The organism is Paraburkholderia sp. J94 (genome assembly GCF_905220285.1).
Lineage (GTDB): Bacteria > Pseudomonadota > Gammaproteobacteria > Burkholderiales > Burkholderiaceae > Paraburkholderia > Paraburkholderia tropica_A.
The window spans coordinates 308,014-325,525 of sequence record NZ_CAJMZH010000003.1 but is presented as its reverse complement, the minus strand read 5'-3'; the positions used below and the strand labels follow the sequence as shown (position 1 = coordinate 325,525).

At 68.9% G+C, this 17,512-nt stretch carries 14 protein-coding genes; 7 read left to right on the top strand and 7 right to left on the bottom strand.

Annotated elements, in window-relative coordinates:
• The first annotated feature begins 111 nt into the window (after positions 1–111).
• The gene (locus U4Y88_RS07705; RefSeq protein WP_224013041.1) at positions 112–1,506 is read left to right on the top strand and encodes a sigma-54 dependent transcriptional regulator; all 1,395 of its coding nucleotides are present in this window, start codon (positions 112–114) and stop codon (positions 1,504–1,506) included.
• A 557-nt stretch (positions 1,507–2,063) separates the two neighbouring features.
• Entirely contained in the window at positions 2,064–3,035 is a 972-nt protein-coding gene (locus tag U4Y88_RS07700) for a thymidylate synthase (protein ID WP_321783241.1), read from the top strand.
• A gap of 144 nt (positions 3,036–3,179) precedes the next feature.
• On the opposite strand, the gene U4Y88_RS07695 is transcribed toward U4Y88_RS07700, so the two are convergent.
• Together U4Y88_RS07695 and U4Y88_RS07690 are read right to left on the bottom strand one after the other, a co-directional pair.
• Positions 3,180–5,927, bottom strand: coding sequence for a DUF6600 domain-containing protein (locus U4Y88_RS07695; RefSeq protein WP_321783239.1), 2,748 nt, complete (start codon positions 5,925–5,927; stop codon positions 3,180–3,182).
• Positions 5,928–6,155: 228 nt separating this feature from the next.
• Complete coding sequence (locus U4Y88_RS07690; protein ID WP_310632244.1) at positions 6,156–6,863, bottom strand: helix-turn-helix transcriptional regulator; 708 nt, start codon at positions 6,861–6,863, stop codon at positions 6,156–6,158.
• Between the two features lie 219 nt (positions 6,864–7,082).
• Between U4Y88_RS07690 and U4Y88_RS07685 the strand changes: the two genes are divergently transcribed.
• The 3 genes from U4Y88_RS07685 (at position 7,083) to U4Y88_RS07675 (ending at position 9,078) form a co-directional block, all read left to right on the top strand.
• On the top strand, positions 7,083–7,226 hold the full coding sequence (locus tag U4Y88_RS07685) for a hypothetical protein (RefSeq protein WP_224008207.1): 144 nt from the start codon (positions 7,083–7,085) through the stop codon (positions 7,224–7,226).
• 104 nt (positions 7,227–7,330) lie between these two features.
• Positions 7,331–8,386: a GlxA family transcriptional regulator gene (locus U4Y88_RS07680; RefSeq protein WP_321783237.1), complete on the top strand. Its 1,056-nt coding sequence runs from the start codon at positions 7,331–7,333 to the stop codon at positions 8,384–8,386.
• A 188-nt stretch (positions 8,387–8,574) separates the two neighbouring features.
• The gene (locus U4Y88_RS07675) at positions 8,575–9,078 is read left to right on the top strand and encodes an acyl-CoA thioesterase (protein ID WP_224008213.1); all 504 of its coding nucleotides are present in this window, start codon (positions 8,575–8,577) and stop codon (positions 9,076–9,078) included.
• Positions 9,079–9,184: 106 nt separating this feature from the next.
• Here the strand turns inward: U4Y88_RS07675 and fumC are convergent, their stop codons facing one another.
• Entirely contained in the window at positions 9,185–10,594 is a 1,410-nt protein-coding gene (fumC, locus tag U4Y88_RS07670) for a class II fumarate hydratase (RefSeq protein ID WP_321783235.1), read from the bottom strand.
• Positions 10,595–10,851: 257 nt separating this feature from the next.
• Positions 10,852–12,555: a phospholipase D family protein gene (locus U4Y88_RS07665; RefSeq protein ID WP_321783233.1), complete on the bottom strand. Its 1,704-nt coding sequence runs from the start codon at positions 12,553–12,555 to the stop codon at positions 10,852–10,854.
• Between the two features lie 294 nt (positions 12,556–12,849).
• On the opposite strand from U4Y88_RS07665, the gene U4Y88_RS07660 reads away from it, so the two are divergent.
• Complete coding sequence (locus tag U4Y88_RS07660; protein WP_321783231.1) at positions 12,850–13,251, top strand: DUF2917 domain-containing protein; 402 nt, start codon at positions 12,850–12,852, stop codon at positions 13,249–13,251.
• Positions 13,252–13,329: 78 nt separating this feature from the next.
• Here the strand turns inward: U4Y88_RS07660 and panS are convergent, their stop codons facing one another.
• The 3 genes from panS to U4Y88_RS07645 all read right to left on the bottom strand — a co-directional run bounded on the left by panS (position 13,330) and on the right by U4Y88_RS07645 (position 16,528).
• A complete protein-coding gene (gene panS / locus U4Y88_RS07655) occupies positions 13,330–14,307 on the bottom strand; it encodes a ketopantoate/pantoate/pantothenate transporter PanS (protein WP_224008221.1) in 978 nt (325 codons plus the stop codon).
• Between the two features lie 388 nt (positions 14,308–14,695).
• Positions 14,696–16,117 (bottom strand): MATE family efflux transporter, encoded by a 1,422-nt coding sequence (locus tag U4Y88_RS07650; RefSeq protein ID WP_310631797.1) that lies wholly within the window; start codon positions 16,115–16,117, stop codon positions 14,696–14,698.
• 189 nt (positions 16,118–16,306) lie between these two features.
• A complete protein-coding gene (locus U4Y88_RS07645; RefSeq protein WP_224008225.1) occupies positions 16,307–16,528 on the bottom strand; it encodes an RNA-binding S4 domain-containing protein in 222 nt (73 codons plus the stop codon).
• Positions 16,529–16,900: 372 nt separating this feature from the next.
• Between U4Y88_RS07645 and U4Y88_RS07640 the strand changes: the two genes are divergently transcribed.
• Positions 16,901–17,362, top strand: coding sequence for a hypothetical protein (locus tag U4Y88_RS07640; protein WP_224008227.1), 462 nt, complete (start codon positions 16,901–16,903; stop codon positions 17,360–17,362).
• Positions 17,363–17,512: the final 150 nt, after the last annotated feature.

The following is a 17,512-nucleotide window of genomic DNA, read 5'->3' as shown; positions in this document are numbered from 1 at the left end:
CTGTCTCTCGCCTTCGTCTGAACAGGGGTGGAGCGCAGTCCTTGCTGCGTGTCTGTACATCAGGTGCGTGCCGTCATTCCGCAACGATGTGTTGGCAAGAGGATCTGAATAATGGAATCCGCAACGCGGCAATTGGTCTACGTGACGCGCAATCCCAATGAGGCGCTGAACGAGCGGTTCCACGAGCGCGGCTGGCAAGTGGAGATTGTCGGCAATGCACGGGACGCGCGGCGGGCGCTGCGCGCGGGCCTGCCTGCGGGCGGCCTGCTGGATCTGTCGAGCCAGTTCCATCTGCACGAAATCGGCGCCTTCGAGCCGTGCCTCACGTTGCCCAACGTGGGCTGGGTCGCCGCGACCACCACCGGGCAACTGCAGGACGCCAATCTGCGCCGGCTCGTGCGCGACTACTGTTTCGATTACGTAACGGTGCCGTGGAGCGGCGACCGCATCGTCGATTCGGTCGGTCACGCCTATGGCATGGTCTCGCTGGTCGAGAACGCGTCGAACGACACCACGGGCGGCACCGAAGGCGAAATGGTCGGCTCGTGCGAGGCGATGCTCGCGCTGTTCCGCTCGATCCGCAAGGTCGCGATGACCGACGCGCCCGTCTTCATCTCGGGCGAATCCGGTACCGGCAAGGAACTCACGGCGGTGGCGATCCACGAGCGTTCGTCGCGCCGCAATGCGCCTTTCATCCCCATCAACTGCGGCGCGATTCCGCCGCATCTGCTGCAGTCCGAGCTGTTCGGCTATGAGCGCGGCGCGTTCACGGGCGCGAGCCAGCGCAAGATCGGCCGCGTGGAAGCGGCCAACGGCGGCACGCTGTTCCTCGACGAAATCGGCGACCTGCCGATGGAAAGCCAGGCGAGCCTGCTGCGCTTTCTCCAGGAAGGCAAGATCGAGCGGCTGGGCGGCCATCAATCGCAGCCCGTCGACGTGCGCATCATCTCGGCCACGCACGTCGACATGCGCGCGGCGATGGTCGAAGGGCGCTTCCGCCAGGATCTGTATCACCGCCTGTGCGTGCTGCAGATCGACGAGCCGCCGCTGCGCGCGCGCGGCAAGGACATCGAGCTGCTCGCGCGCCACATGCTCGAACGCTTCAAGAAGGACGGCAGCCGCCGTCTGCGCGGCTTTTCGCCCGACGCCATCGCGGCGCTCCACAACTACAGCTGGCCCGGCAACGTGCGCGAGCTGATCAACCGCGTGCGGCGCGCCATCGTGATGTCGGAAGGGCGCGCGATCACGGCGCGCGATCTCGAACTCGGCGATTACGTCGAAGTGGTGCCGGTCTCGCTCGCGCAGGCGCGCGAGGCCGCCGAGCGTCAGGCCATCGAGCTGGCGCTGCTGCGCCATCGCGGCCGTCTGGGCGACGCCGCCCAGGAGCTCGGGATTTCGCGCGTGACGCTCTATCGGCTGCTGTGCGCGCATGGCATGCGGCACATGGAAAGCGATCCGCTCGCGCCGCATCCGGGCGGACTGGTTTCGGGGGGCGGGGCCGTCTGAACGGCCGCGCAATCGGGGAGACCAGCGCCAGGAGCCGCTCGACGGCCGAAAAAATGTGCGCAACGTGGGTGTTCGATGTTGCTGTTCGATGTGTCGCGCAATCGGTTGTGCAGTGAATACGGGCCGGCGTGGCCCGAATGAGGGTGTTTGAGTCAGGGCGCATGCGGGCGTGCGCGGGGGCGCAGGCTCGCGTGGATGGGAGGGCGCGTTGTGCGTGCCGACTCGTTCACACCGGATGGCGTCGGGTGCCGCGTGGATCGCCGCGCGCCGCCTGACGCGGCCGGTCGATGGCGTGGCGCTTTCCGTGTCCGCGCGTCCAGTCGCTGTTTTCTTCGCAGTTTTCTTCGCAGTTTCTTTGTTGTCTTCCCCGATTGCTCTCTTGCCGATGCCGCTTTCGCGACGCGCTCGTGCGATTCGCGCGTCTATCGGTATCGGGTTACACGCGCCCGCGCTCGCGGCGCTTCCCGAGGAGCCCCGACAGGCGATCGCCGCGCATGCTATAAAATCGCTGTTTTGAATCCGCACGGGCGCCGCGCGCGCCCGCTCAGGGACTCCGCATGAAACTGTATCTCGAGCTCGTCCGCTCGATTCTCGACACCGGCAGCTGGCAGGAAAACCGCACCGGCATCCGCACCATCAGCATGCCGGGCGCGATGCTGAAGTTCGACCTCCAGCAAGGCTTTCCGGCCGTGACGACGAAGAAGCTCGCGTTCAAGTCGGCCGTGGGCGAACTGGTCGGCTTTCTGCGCGCCTCGCGCAACGCCGCGGACTTCCGCGCGCTCGGCTGCAAGGTCTGGGACGCCAACGCGAACGACAACGCCCAGTGGCTCGCCAATCCGTACCGCCGCGGCACCGACGACCTCGGCGACGTGTACGGCGTGCAGTGGCGCCAATGGCCGGCCTACAAGGTGCTCGACGCCGACGCCGGCGCGCAGATCGCCGACGCGCTCGGGCGCGGCTACGCCCAGGTGACGGCGTTCGAAGAGGGCGGCCGCCCGAAAGTGCTGCTCTACAAGGCGATCGACCAGCTGCGCCAGTGCCTCGACGCCATCATGAACAATCCGGCCGACCGCCGGATTCTGTTTCATGGCTGGAACCCGGCGAAGCTCGACGAGATCGCGCTGCCCGCCTGCCATCTGCTTTATCAGTTCCTGCCGAATGCGGCGAAGCGCGAAATCTCGCTGTGCCTCTACATCCGCAGCAACGATGTGGGCCTCGGCACGCCGTTCAACCTGACCGAAGGCGCGGCGCTGCTGCACCTCGTCGGCCGCCTGACGGGCTATACGCCGCGCTGGTTTACGTATTTCATCGGCGACGCGCATATCTACGAGAACCAGCTCGACATGCTCAACGCGCAGCTCGAGCGCGAGCCTTACGAGAGCCCGCGTCTCGTGATCGCCGACCGCGTGCCCGACTACGCGAAGACCGGCGTCTACGAACCCGAGTGGCTGGAGAAGGTCGAGCCCGCCGATTTCACGCTCGAAGGCTATCGCCACCATGCGCCGCTCACGGCGCCGATGGCCGTGTGACGCGAGACCGACGCTTGCCGATGAGGCTGGCGGACCGTTGATTTCGGCTCGCGCCTGTTGCTGAAGCCGATAAAAAAGCCCGCGAACGGCGACGTTCGCGGGCTTTTTTGTTGCCGTTTTGCACAGCGATGCGCGCCGTGCCGGTCAACCGTGACGATGATCGTCGTGATTGCCGCCCGCGTGTTCGGGCTGATGCGGCGCCGGTTGCGGATGCGGTGCTTCCTGATGCGGCTGCGGTTGAGGACGCGGCGCTTCCGCGCGCGGTTGCGGCTGGGGCTGCGGACGCGGCGCTTCCTGACGCGGCTGCGCTTGAGGCTGCGGCTGCGGATGGAACTCCTGGCGCGCCTGCTGCTGAGGCTGCGGCTGCGGACGGAACTCCTGGCGCGGCTGAGCCTGCGGCTGCGCTTGAGGTTGCGGTCGGCTTTCCACGCGCGCCTGCTGCGGCTGGGGTTGCGGCTGCGGATGGAATTCCTGACGCGGTTGCGCTTGCGCTTGCGGAGCCTGTTGCGGATGGAGGTCGGCGCGCGGCTGAGCCTGCTGGGCCGGCTGCTCCGGGCGTGCCTGCATCGGCTGCGGCGCGCGCTGCGGTTGGCCCGGCCCGGCTTCAGGCGTGCGTCCCGGCGCGGCCTCGCGCGGCTGCTGCATCGCGAGTGACTGCTGCGGCTGGCGCGACTGCTGCGGCATCTGTTGCTGCATCTGCTGCGGACGGCCCGCCTCGTTGTCGCCCGGCTGGCCGCGCATCGCCATCGGCGTATGCGGCTGGGTCCAGACCGGCTGATGCGCCTCGCCGGGCGCGCCCGCCATCGGCGCACGGCCAGTCATCGCGGCCTGCGGCTGTCCGCCTTCTGGACGACCCGAAAACTGCGGCGGACGCGGCACGCCATGCCCCTCGGCGGCTTGTTGCCCTTGCGGCCCGGCCTGCGCTGGTTGTCGCGGCGCCTGCATCGCCTGCGGCTGCTGCGCCTGGCGCGAGTCAGGCGAAGGACCGGCGTCGGGACCATGACCGTTCGTCCGGTTCGCGGCGATCGTCGGCGTACCGGGCTGACCGTGCGGCGTCATCGACGTCATCGCGGCATTCGCACCGTTCGGACCATTCGCACCATTCACGCCATTCGGCCCGCGCGGCCCGTTTTGCGCACCCTCGCGGTTCTGCGCGAAGCCGCCAGGCTGGCCCGGCGCGCCGTTCGGCCGTGCACCCGCGCCGATTACCGGCGAGCGGGGCGTCACGACGCGCACGTTCTGCTGCGGCACGCCGCCGTGAGCGGCAGGCGAAAACGGCGAGAACGACGCGTGCGACGGCGCCGACACGCGCACCACGGGCGCGCCCGCGCCCGGCACCATGCCGCCGCCGTGAGCGAAGCGTTGCGCGAGGTTGTCGTGGAACGCGGGCGGCGCGACCGGCGCGCGGGTGGCGACCACCTGACGCTGATTCAGCGAGGCGGGCGGCCGATAGTCGGCGCGGCGCATGTTCGGACCGAAGCTGCCCTTGACCGGCGCGATGCCCGGCGTACCCGACTGGATGCGCGCGTTCTGCCACTGACGCGGATCGACGTGCTGCGCGAAGCGCGAGGTCGACTGGCCATGCACGAAGGCCGTCGCGGGCACGGCGGTCACCGCGCCCGGCACGCGGTAATTCACGTACGTGTTGTGCACGTTGATGTTCGTGATGTTCACGTCGCGCCGGTAGTTGTTGACGACGACGTTCTGGTTCACGCGCTCGTAGTAGCGCGGGCTCCAGCCGCCCCAGTGCGGATGCCACGGCTCGCCCGGCCCGAGCGCGAACCACGCCACGCCCGCGGCCGCCGCGCCGCCGATCGCCAGATTCACGCCCCAGTCCGAGCCGCCGCCACCGCCGCCCACGAAGGCGACCAGCGCGGGCGCGTAGACCGGCGGCGCGGCTTCGACCATCGGGCCCGGCACCCAGGCCCACGAATCGTCGACCTGCGCCCAGCGGCCGTAGTGATACGGCGCGAAGCCCCACGGCGCGTCGTCGACCCAGGTCCAGCCCCAAGGCGCCTGCCAGACCCAGTGGCCGTCGTGATACGGCGCCCAGCCCGACGGCACCGCGTTCGGCACCCAGACTTCGCCGTACTGCGGGCTGTCGCGCCACGTGCCGTTGGCGTCGAGATCCTGATAGCCGGGCACGTCGCGCGAGACGTAGCGCGCCGAGACCGAGCGGTCCTCGGCGGCGTCGCGCGCGAGCGCCCACTGGTCGAAGGCATCGGGCGGCGGGGCGGCGTCGCTGGCCACCTGTTGCAGATCGGTGCCCGCGAAACGGATCTGCTGGCCCGCCTGCATCGGCGTCTGGCCGTTCTCGCCGTAGACCGTCGCGCTGCCGCTGCGCACTGTCACGGTCGTGCTGCTGCCGTCGGGCGCGACGTCGACGCGATAGTCGCCGGGACCGCTCACGCCGAGCGCGAGATTCGGCGTGTCGATTTCATACGCGCTGCCCGGCGGCAGTTCGCGCACGCGCGTCGAGAGCGTGCCTTGCGCGACTTTCAGCTGCGCGCTCGCATCGTCGAGATTGAGGACGTCGACGCTCGTCTGCGGTCCCATGCGCACGGCCGTCGAGCCGATATGCATTTCCGAGCGCGCGTTGGTGTCGTTCCAGAGCTGGTCGCCGGTGGTGAGCGGGCGGTTCAGCTGCGCGTAGGACCAGTCGGTCGCGCCGGCCGGTTCGGTGGTGACGGCGCCCGCCGTGTAGTCGAGACGCGCGACGCGTCCGGGCGGATCGCCAGCCTGCGCCACGGCGCCCGGCGCCGCCTGGGCGTGCGCGGGCGGACTGGCCAGATTGAGCGCGAAAGCGGCGAGCACGGCGCCGGCGATGAGCGTGTGAGCCTGCGCGCGGCGCGTGCGGCGCAGCGGCGAGAGCGGTGAAGTGCACGGTGTCATTTTGGTTCTCCACGGCCCGCCAAACATTTCGGGGAGCCATGTGAGGCACTCTATCCGCCCGGTCTGTTTCCATGCTCACGCAATTGTTATGGGCTATGCACTATATGTAACAGAACGTGTGAACTTTGATGGAAGTTGCGAATATCGCTGGGTTTTGCGGGACGTTGTCGGAAATTTGTCAGATTTTTGGGCGCATTTGTGCGGCTCGGGGGACGTCAGACGATGCCGTCAGACGGGCGCGAACGCATCGAATTCACGCTGCCCGAGCGGCGTGATGCGCAGCACGCGCGGACGGCTCGTGCGCTCGACCCAGCCGTTCGCCGTGAAGCGATCGAGCAGCGCCGCGCCGAGCGCGCCGCCCAGATGCGGACGCCGCTCGCTCCAGTCGAGGCAGGTGCAGGCGAAGCGCCGCCGCCGCGCGCGCAGCGCCGACAGATCGAGGCCCCACGCGGCGAGCCGGTCGATGCCCGCGGGCGTCGCGTCGAGATCCTCGCCGTCGCGCACGAGCAGGCCGCCGTCGACGAGCCGCTCGAACACGCGCACCGCGACTTCGCCCGCCATGTGGTCGTAGCAGGTGCGCGCGTGGCGCATCTCCACCGGCACCGTGCGCGCCGGGCGCGTGACGGGCCGCGCGGGTGCGGCGGCGTGCGCGACGTTCATCAGCGCCTCGATGGCCTGCGCGACCTCGGGCGTCGCGATGCGGTAATAGCGATGACGTCCGCGCACGTCGAGCGCGAGCAGGCCGCCCTCGGCGAGCCGCGCGAGATGCGCGCTCGCGGCGGACGGCGACAGGCCCGCGATCAGCGTCAGCTCGCCCGCCGGACGCGCGCTGCCGTCCATCAGCGACCAGAGCATGGCGGCGCGGCCGGGGTCGGCAAGCAGGGCGGCGACGCGGGCGAGGCCGGGGAAATGCTGGGTGTCGTCGCTGGCGGGCAGGATCATGGCGGTTCCTTTCGGGGGCGTCGGGTGCATCGATGACTTCGGAAAGCGGACGGCGGCGGCGCGCAGCGCGCTGCGGCGGCCCATATCGTCACTGTAGCGAACCTCGCCATTCGACGTTTCAGCGCGACGTGAAGTGTCGATGCGCCCGCGAAACTGAGGCGCTGGCGGCCCGCGCGCTAAAATCGGTGCATCACTTGAAGCAGACAGGCAGTCATGAAACGGATTCTGGTCCTCAGCGCCCTCGCAACGCTCACGCTGCTCTGCGCGGCCTGCGCAGGCGGCACGCCGGCGAGCAGCAGCGCGAGCGGCATCACCATGTACGGCACGATCGATCAGGGCATTTCGGTTCGCAACTGATCGCCATCCGAATGCTGTGGCAGTAATTGATGTCAGATTGACCTGACTGCCACAGGCGCCCATGCGATGATGGGACGTTCCCGGTTACGTCGCAGGTTGGCGCCATGTCTGACTCTTCTCCCGTGCGGCACGTGGTTTTCGCGGTCGCGCCCGAACTCGTGCTGCTCGATGCCTGCGGTCCCGTCGAGGCGTTCTGGCGCGCCGAGCTGGCGGTGCGCGCGGCCTTGTGCGACACGGCCGCATCCGTGCATTCATCCACACATTCGCCCACGCATTCTCCCTCTGAGCCGCGCGCCTACCGCGTGACGGTTGCCTCGCTGGCGGGCGGCGTGCTGCCGACTTTCGCGGGCCTGCCCGTCGTCACCGAACGGCTCGATTCGCTCGACGCCGCCGCCATCGATACGCTGATCGTCCCCGGCATTCCCGTCGACGACACGACCGTGCCCGATCCCGCCCTGGTCGCCTGGATCGCGGCGGCGGCGCCGCGCGCGCGCCGTGTCGCGTCGGTCTGCACGGGCGCGTTCTATCTGGCTGCGGCGGGTCTGCTCGACGGCCGCCGCGCCACCACGCACTGGCGCAACGCGGCGCAGCTCGCGCGCCGTTATCCGCAAATCGACGTCGATCCCGAGCCGATCTGGCTGCGCGACGAGCGCGACGGCCGCACAGTGTGGACCTCGGCGGGCGTGACGGCGGGCATCGACCTGTCGCTCGCGCTGATCGAGGAGGATCACGGCCACGCGGTCGCGATGCAGGCGGCGCGCCGTCTCGTCGTGTTCATGAAGCGGCCGGGCGGGCAGGCGCAGTTCAGCGAGGCGCTGGAGGCGCAGAGCGCGGCGGGCGGCGCGTTCGAGACGCTGCACGGCTGGATGGCGGCGAATCTGCACGTCGAGCTGAGCGTCGAGCGGCTCGCCGAGGAGGCGCGCATGAGCCCGCGCACTTTCGCGCGCCGTTACGTGGAAGCGGTGGGGCGCACGCCCGCGCGCACCGTGGCCGCGATGCGCGTCGAAGCCGCCGCGCACGCGCTCGCGCAGTCGCGCCGGCCGGTCAAGCGCATCGCCGCCGATTGCGGCTTCGGCAGCGAGCAGAACCTGCGCCGCGCGTTCGAGCGGCGTTATGGCGTGCTGCCGGTCGACTATCGCGCGCGGTTTTCGGCGGCGTGACGCGCTAGAGGCACGGGCGAGACGCGCTAAAACCCCGCCCCGGGTTTTCAACGGATCCGCAAAACACCCGTACCAAAAGCACGGCTGCGATTGCCTTGATGCGCTCGTATAATCGTTCGCTCCTATAAACGAATCGCCGCGACGATTCCACGCCGCGCAAGCGGAACCCCCACACGAGCGGAGCCGATATGAGTACGCCTTCCCAGCCGCTGGACCGTTCGGAAACGACGTTCCGTTTTCTTGCCGAGCCGACCTCCGTGAATTTCGGCGGCAAAGTCCACGGCGGTGCGTTGATGAAGTGGATCGACGAAACCGCTTACGCCTGCGCGGCCGTCTGGTCGGGCCGCTATTGCGTGACGGTGAGCGTGGGCAACATCCGCTTTCGCCGCCCGATCCTCGTCGGCAACATGGTCGAGCTGCGCGCACGCGTGGTGGCCACGGGCCGCACCTCGATGCACATCCACATCACCGTGCACGCGGGCGATCCGAAAAGCGGCCAGCTGCGCCTGACGACCGACTGCCTGATCGTGTTCGTGGCCGTCGACGAAAACGGCAATCCGATTCCCGTCCCGACCTTCGTGCCGGAAACCGACGAGCAGAAGCGCCTCGCGAAATACGCGCTCGACGTGAAGGAAGCGCTCGATGCGATCGTTGAACTGAAGCCCGAGGAAGTGGCGAAGGGCGTAGTCTGACGCACGAGATGCGTGAATAAAAAACGGGCGGCGAGGCCAGAAACCTCGCCGCCCGTTTTGCATTTCAACCCTTCAGGAAGGGCTTATTCTGCACTCAAGCCGGCACTCAGCCCTTCAGGTTGCCGACCATCTCGCCGGGCTTCACCCACTCGTCGAACTGCTGCTCGGTCACGTGGCCGAGCGCGAGCGCGGCGGCCTTGAGCGTGGTGCCGTCCTTGTGCGCCTTCTTGGCGATCTGCGCGGCCTTGTCGTAGCCGATGTGCGGATTGAGCGCCGTCACCAGCATCAGCGACTCGTTGAGCAGCGTGTCGATGCGATCGCGGTTCGGCTCGATGCCCACCGCGCAGTGATCGTTGAAGCTCAGCGCGCCGTCGGCGAGCAGGCGGATCGATTGCAGCACGTTGTGCGCGATCATCGGGCGGAACACGTTCAGTTCGAAGTTGCCGCTCGCGCCGCCGATGTTCACGGCGACGTCGTTGCCGAACACCTGGCAGCAGAGCATCGTGAGCGCTTCGGACTGCGTAGGGTTGACCTTGCCCGGCATGATCGAGCTGCCCGGTTCGTTCTCGGGAATCGACAGTTCGCCGAGGCCGCAGCGCGGGCCGCTCGCGAGCCAGCGCACGTCGTTGGCGATCTTCATGAGGCTCGCGGCCACGGTCTTGAGCGCGCCGTGCGCGAACACGAGCGCGTCGGCGGCCGCCATCACTTCGAACTTGTTGGGCGCCGTGACGAAGGGCACGCCCGTGAGCTTCGCGATGGCGTCGGCCACCTTGTGCGCGAACTGCGGATGCGCGTTCAGGCCGGTGCCGACCGCCGTGCCGCCCTGCGCGAGTTCGTAGAGATGCGGCAGCGTGGTTTCCACGTGCTTGATGCCGTGATCGAGCTGCGCGACGTAGCCCGAAAACTCCTGGCCGAGCGTGAGCGGCGTGGCGTCCTGCAGGTGCGTACGGCCGATCTTGACGATGTCGCCGAATTGCTGCGACTTGGTCGCGAGCGTGTCGCGCAGCGTCTTCAGCGCGGGCAGCAGATGCTTGACGATGCCGACGGCGGCCGCGACGTGCATGGCCGTCGGGAACACGTCGTTGGACGACTGGCCGCGATTGACGTCGTCGTTCGGATGCACCTTGCGCGCCTCGCCGCGCTCGCCGCCGAGCAGCTCGCTCGCGCGGTTCGCGATCACCTCGTTGAGGTTCATGTTGGTCTGCGTGCCCGAGCCGGTCTGCCAGACGGCGAGCGGGAATTCGCCCGCATGCTTGCCTTCGATGATCTCGTCGGCGGCCTGCACGATCGCGCGCGCCTTGGCTTCGTCGAGCACGCCGAGGCCGTGGTTCACTTCGGCGGCCGCGCGCTTGATCGTCGCGAGCGCGGTGATCAGTTCCGGCGACTGCTTCTCGGTCGAGATGCGGAAGTTCTGCAGCGAGCGCTGCGTCTGCGCGCCCCACAGCTGCGCGGCGGGCACGGCGATTTCGCCGAACGTGTCGCGCTCCATGCGGACGTTGTCTTGAGATGCGGTCATGGGTGACTCCGGTGAATGACGCGGCGCTGCATCGAAGGCGCGCGCCGCTTTCGTGACGGGTTCGATCCGCGTGATGGCTGGGCGACGGCGTCGCAGCGCGTGGCTGCGCGGCGCGAGGCCGGTGCGGGCGGGCCGCGCCCGGGGCATGCGGAACAACGCATGCAGGGCGGGACGGCGCTCGCGGCTGGCTGTGATGGCGGACGTCGAGGCCTGGCCGACTCGCCCGCGCTGAAGATCAGAGCTGATTCAGCGCTGATTCAGAGCTGGTTGTCGACCGGCAACAGCAAGAATAGCCCGGTTAGCAGATTTCGGTAGAAACCCGCACCAGGATCGAGGTTGTAGGTGCGGATCGCGCCGTCTTCCTCGTCGGTCCAGACGAGCGGCGAGGAGATCGCGCTGCCGTGCATCGACGCGAGCTGCGCGGGCGTGGCGAGCGTGACGCGGTAGCTCGCTTTGGGCGAACTCGCGAGCGCGAAATAGCCGGTCACTTCGTGCGCGATCGGCTGGCTTTCGATCGAGAGCGCGAGTTCGGTGTTGAGGTTCGCCGAGCGCGGATCGAGATTGAGCGAGCCGATCACGAGCGTGCTGTCGTCGATCACGTAGGCCTTCGCGTGCAGGCTCGCGCGCGAGCGCGACCCGACGATGCCGAAGCGCCGCTGCTCCGAGCGCTCGGCCTGGATCGGCTTGAACTCGTAAAGCTCGGCGTTGGCCTTGAGCATCGGCACGCGGTACGGGCTGTAACCGGCCTGCACGGCAATGGCGTCGGTGGCCGCGAGCGAGTTGGTGAGGATCGCTACGCGCACGCCGCGCGCGGTCAGGTCGCGGATCGCCTGCACACCCGCGTCGTGCGGCACGAAGTACGGCGAGAACACCAGCACGCTGCGGTTCGCCTGCTGGATGCGGTCGAGCAGCGAGCGCATCGCGTCGCCCATCTGGCCGTGTTCGTCGCCATCGCGCGCGCCTGCGATCTTGTCGGGCGAATCGGCCACGAAATTCCACTTCGCCCACACGAGCCCGAGTTCGCCGCGCGTGATCTGCTGCGCGAGCGGCGTCGCGTTGAGCGGCTTCGCGTTGTACGGCTCGGCGGTTTCGCGCCAGTGCTGACGCAGGTCGTCGCGCGCGCTGTCGAGGTCGTGCGCGTCGAACTTCTGATGATTGATCACGGAAAGCGGATACGAGACCGCGCTGTTCCAGTACGCGTCGAAGCTCTCGGAGACCGCGTGCGCGACCGGCCCGGCGCCCAGCACGTCGAGATCGGTGAACTGCAGCGTGGGGCTCGCGCTGAAGTATTCGTCGCCGAGATTGCGCCCGCCCACGATCACCAGTTCGTTGTCGACGATGGTCGCCTTGTTGTGCATGCGACGCGTGAACTGGTCGACGTTCGTGAAGAAGTTGCGCGTGCGCCTGAACATCGACTCGCTGGTGCTGCCGTACGGATTGAACACGCGGATCTGGATGTTCGGATGGCTGTTGAGCGCGGCCATCAGACGGTCGATGTCGTGGAAGTTCAGGTCGTCGACGAGCATGCGCACGCGCACGCCGCGATCGGCCGCGTAGAGCGCGGAGCCGAGCAGCAGCTTGCCGGTGGTGTCCTCGTTGGCGATGTAGTACTGCATGTCGAGCGTCTTCGTCGCCGAGCGCGCGAGCGCCACGCGCATCTGCAGCGAGTCGGTGCCGGTGGCGAGCAGGCGGAAGCCCGACTGGTCCGGGTGCGCGGCTTCGGGCGCGGCCAGCGCGGCGCCGAGCAGCGTGGTGTGGGCGTCGGCGGCGGACATCGCGGCGGAGGACTTGCGCGGATAGTCGCTGGCGGGCGGACGCGTCGCGCAGCCGGCGGCGAGCGCGAGGCACAGGCATGCGGCGAGCGTGGCGAACGGGCGCGCGTGGCCGGAGGCGAGGGCGCGGCGGCTCGTGGCGGCGCTTGCCGACGTTGCTGCTGAGTCCGCCGATGAATCCGGTGGCATTGCCCAGGCGCATGAAGCGTCCGAAGCGTCGTCGGCGTGGGCGGCGGCGGAGTGCAGGGCGGGCGCGTGCAAGCGGGATCTCCTCGGGGTCGGCCGCCGGTGCGGGACGCGGACTGGCTGGTTCGCAGACATGTGTCTTTTCGTCACGATTCTATCGGGAAGCGGCGGACTGCGGCGCGCGTCGGATGTCGTCCGGCGCGAGGCGCGCGCCTCGTTTCACGTCGGCTGGAAACGTCGGCGGGCGGCGGCGCGCCACACTGCCTGCATCATCAACGGCGGGAGAAGGAGCGCGCGATGGATCGGGCAATCAACGGAGTGGAGGCGCGGCGCGAAAGCACCGAAACGCTCGACGTGCCGCGCGGCGCATGCCGGCGCGTGCGCTGTGCGCAAGGCGGCGTGGTGGGCGTGCTCGAAGGGCGCGTGCTGCTGACCGTGGAAGGCGACGCGCAGGACTACTGGCTGGCGCCCGGCGAGGCGCTGCCGTTCGCGCCGGGCGAGCGCGTGTGGATCGGCGGATGGGACGAAGCCGTGCGTTGCGAGGTGCGCAGCGAGCGGCTCGGGCCGGGGTCGGGCGGCGGGGTCGCGCGGCTGGCGCGATGGACGGCGATGGCGGCGCGTTGGTGCGTGATGTTGCGTTGGGCGCGTCGTTGCGCGAAGTCGCCGCGCCGATCGGGATGGGGCGCGCAGCGCGGCTAGCGTGATGAATGCGCTGGCGCGCGCGCCCGGTTGTGCGTCGCTTAAAGGTTGTGCGTCGCTTTAAGGTTGAGCGTCGCGTTATCCGCGTCGCGCCGTGCCGGCCGCTGCATTGGCGCTGCGCGCCTCGTCGGCGTCGCGCTCGCTGCCGCGCGCGGGCTTGCCGGCCCAGTAGCCCGCGAGCAGCGAGCCCGACAGGTTGTGCCACACCGAGAACAGCGCGCCCGGCAGGGCGGCGAGCGGCGAGAAGTAGAGCTTGCCGAGCGTCGCCGCGAGGCCGGAGTTCTGCATGCCGACTTCGATCGCGAGCGTGCGGCACACGGATTCCTCGAAGCCGAGCAGACGTCCGCCCCAGTAGCCGCCGAGCAGGCCGATGCCGTTGTGCAGCACCACGCCCAGCGCCACGACCGGGCCGACCGTCGCGATGCTCGCGTGCGTGCCGCCCACCACGGCGGCGATGATCGCGAGGATCGAGACCATCGAAACGAGCGGCAGCACCGGTTCGACGCGGCGCACGAGGCCGCCCGCGAGCCGGTTGACGATCAGCCCGACGACGATCGGCAGGCCGACGATTTGCAGGATGCTCATCAGCATGCCGTGCACGTCGACGACGATCGAGGCATCGACGTAAAGGCGCGTGAGCAGCGGCGTCGCGAACACGCCGACGAGCGTCGAGAGCGCGCTGATCGTCACCGAGAGCGCGACGTCGCCGCGCGCGAGATAGATCATCACGTTCGAGGCCGTGCCGCTCGCCACGCTGCCGACGAGCACCATGCCCGCGGTCAGGTCGGCGGGCATGTGCAGCGCCTTGGCGATCACCCACGCGGCGAGCGGCATCACGAGGTAGTGCAGCAGGATGCCGGCCGCCACGGGCGCGGGACGCGTGAAGACGCGCTGGAAATCGGCGAACGAGAGCGTCACGCCCATCGCCAGCATGATGATCATCAGCAGCGTGGTGACGTGCGGCGCGATGGGCGCGACGACGCCCGGATTGAAATACGCGGCGAGCGAGACGAGCACGGCCCAGAGCGGGAACAGTCGGGTAATCGGGGCGAGCATGGAAGCGTGGTCCGTGAGAGGGTTCGTTTTCTTGATGGCGGCGCGGCGGTGCGCGGCGTGTGCGCGTTGTGTGCGGTGTGTCCGAAAGGGGCGGTTTGCTCGCGTTGCCGGGGTGGCCGGCGCGCGTCGCGCTTGCGCGGCACGTCGATCTGGCGTGTTGATCTATTTGCGTCGATCGAGCGCGGATTGTGCGTCGATCTCGCGTGATCTTGCGCAGATGTCGGTGCTGCCGACGATCTCGTCGCGCGGTGTTTTCCCGCCCTCGTGGGACGGATGGCGGCGGGCGCCAGCCGCGTATTCTAACCGCTCGCGCCAGGCGGCCCGGACGGCGCGCGGGTTTTGCGGCCCGCGTGTCGTTCGCGCGAGCCGCCGTGGCTGTTGAGGCCGCTTACGCCGTCTGCGAGCGCGCCGCCTCGTTTTCCGCGCGCAGGCTTATACGGTGAAAGCGCCACGTCATCAGCACGGCCACGCTCGCGAGACCGGCCGCGAGCCCCCACCAGAGGCCGAGCGCGCCGTAACCGAAGTGGAACGCCAGCGCATAGCCCACCGGAAAGCCGATGCCCCAGTAACCGAGCGTCGCGGCCAGCATCGGAATGCGCGTGTCCTTGAGTCCGCGCAGGCAGCCGGAGCCGACCGTCTGCATGCCGTCGACGATCTGGAAGATCGCGGCCACGCCGAGCAGCGAGGTGGCGAGCGCGACGGTCTGCGCGTTGGCCGGATCGTCGAGATGCAGATAGAGCCCGACGATCCAGTGCGGCGCGAGCACCATCACGAGCGCCGACATCGACATGAAGCCCACGCCGAGCGCCAGCGCGACGAAGCCCGCATGACGCGCCGCGCGCGGCACGCCCGCGCCGATCCAGTAACCGACGCGCACGTTGCCCGCCTGGCCGATCGAGAGCGGCACCATGAACATCACCGAGGCGACGTTCAGCGCGATCTGGTGCGCGGCGAGCGGCGTCGCGCCGAGCAGGCCCATCAGCAGGCCGGTGGCGAGAAAGAGCGTCGCCTCGACGGCGTAGGTGATCGCCACGGGCCAGCCGATGGCGAACAGTTCGCCCATCATCGGCGCGCTCGGGCGGCGCGCCACCACGAAATGCTGATGTGACGGGCGCAGATGCAGCAGCGCCATCAGCACGAAGGTGGTGAGCCAGATCGTGACGGCAGTGGCCGCCGCCGAGCCGAGAAAGCCGAGGCGCGGCAGGCCCCAGGCGCCGTGGATCAGCCCGTAGTTCAGGAAGCCGTTGAAGAACACACTGGCGATCGAGATCCAGAGCAGACGCCGCGCCGCGCCGATCGCGGGCAGGAACGAGCGCATCAGCCCCACGCCGATCAGGCTCGCGGGCGCGCCCCAGCGCAGCACGGCCGCATATTCGCCGACCTGGCGCGCGAGCACGGGCGGCTCGCCGAGCGCGTGCAGCAGCGGCTCCGCGAACGACAGCAGCGCGAACGCGGGCAGCGCGAGCACGAGCGAGAGCGCGAAACCGGTCCAGTAGATGTGCGGCACGCGATGCAGATCGTCGGCGCCGCGCGCCTGCGCGACGCTCACGCTGACCGAGGTCAGCACGCCTTGCAGCACCGTCACGACCACGAAGAACAGATTCGCGCCGAGGCCGCCCGCCGCGAGCGCGCCCGCGCCGAGCGAGCCGAGCAGGACGGTGTCGGTGACGCTCATCGCCATCTGCGACAACTGGGCGATGGCGAGCGGCGCGGCGAGACGTGCGGTGTCGGCGGCGTGGCGTTTGAGCGAGGGCGGCGCGATGGCGCGGCTGGCGCGGTCGTTGCGCGCGGTGGAGGTCGTTCGGGTCATGAAAGGCAAGCGGCGCGAATCATCGCGCCGCGTCGGAAAGTGCCTGGGGATCGCGTCCGTGAGGGCAGGCAGGGGCGGCTCAAGCGGTTGCGAGCCTACCCGGCGAGGTTACCTGTCTTTCAGACAAAAAGCACCCGCGTGGTGCATCAAAGGCAGGGGCGGCATGGATGGCAGCCGCCGCGTCGGGTGCTACTGCGCTTCGTGGATCGCGATGCGCGTGTCGCCGAGCAGTACCGACTGGCCCGCGCGGATCTTGCAGGTCTTGCGCAGTTCGACTTCGCCGTCGACCTTGACCGCACCGGACGAGACGATCTGCTTGGCCGAGCCGCCGCTGTCGGCGAGACCGGTGATCTTCAGCAGGTTGTGGAGTTCGACGTAGTCGCCGGTCAGCGTGAAATCGAGATTGGGCATGGCGCGTGGAAATCGGTTAAAGGCAAATGCGTCGGGACAAAGGCGTGCGCCGTGGCGGCGCGGAGGGTGAGCATCATAAGCGATCGCGCGGCGCGGGGCCTGGGATGCGTCGAGGTTGGCCTGGTTACATGTCGGGGCCAGATGTTATGAATTCGTCAGCAAATGAAACGCTGCGTAACGTCGCGGGACGGCGCGCGGATCTTCAGACGAGAATGGGTTCACCGAAACGAGACCGCCAACGATGTCAGGTTTGTCTGACCGGGCGGCTCCATCGAGCGGGAAGACGGCAGCACGGCAACGCGTCAGCGGCGGGCACGCCCGTTGCAAAACCGTTGCACGTCATTCCCGGAACCACTGCAAAGAGGATACGCCATGACCCAGATTCGCAAGCTGCTGACCGCTACCGCCATTGCCGCCACCGCCGCTGCCTTCGCGCAGGGCGCTTTCGCCCAGACCGCCACGCCGGCGGGCGGGGAAGCGCCGACGATGGCCCCGGGCGCCGCACCGGCCATGGCGCCGAGCCAGGCCCCGGCGGCCGCGGGCATCGCACAACCGGCGCCCGCGCCCCAGAATCTGACCGCGCCGCAGCCGACCGACCCGCTGGTGCAGAAGCGCAACGCCAATGCGGCGGCCAGCGCCGAATACCGCAGCGCCAAGAAGTCGGCGAGCACCGAATACGGCGACGCGAAAAAGCAGGCCAAGACGCAGTACAAGTCGCAGGTCAAGGACGCGAAGATCAACCGCAAGGCCGACCGTCAGGCCAATGACTCGGAAATGAAGGATCAGATGAGCGGCCAGTCGGCGCAACAGCAGGGCGGCGCGCAGCAGCCGTAACGCGCTCCGCTTGAGCCGATTAAGTCGATTAAGTCGATTGAGTCGATGTAGACGGCGGCGGCGTCCCGGCAACGGGCGCCGCCGTTTTGCATCGTGTCGCGGAGTTGGTGCATAAATGTCGCCAGATCGCGGCAGAATCCCCGTGAAATC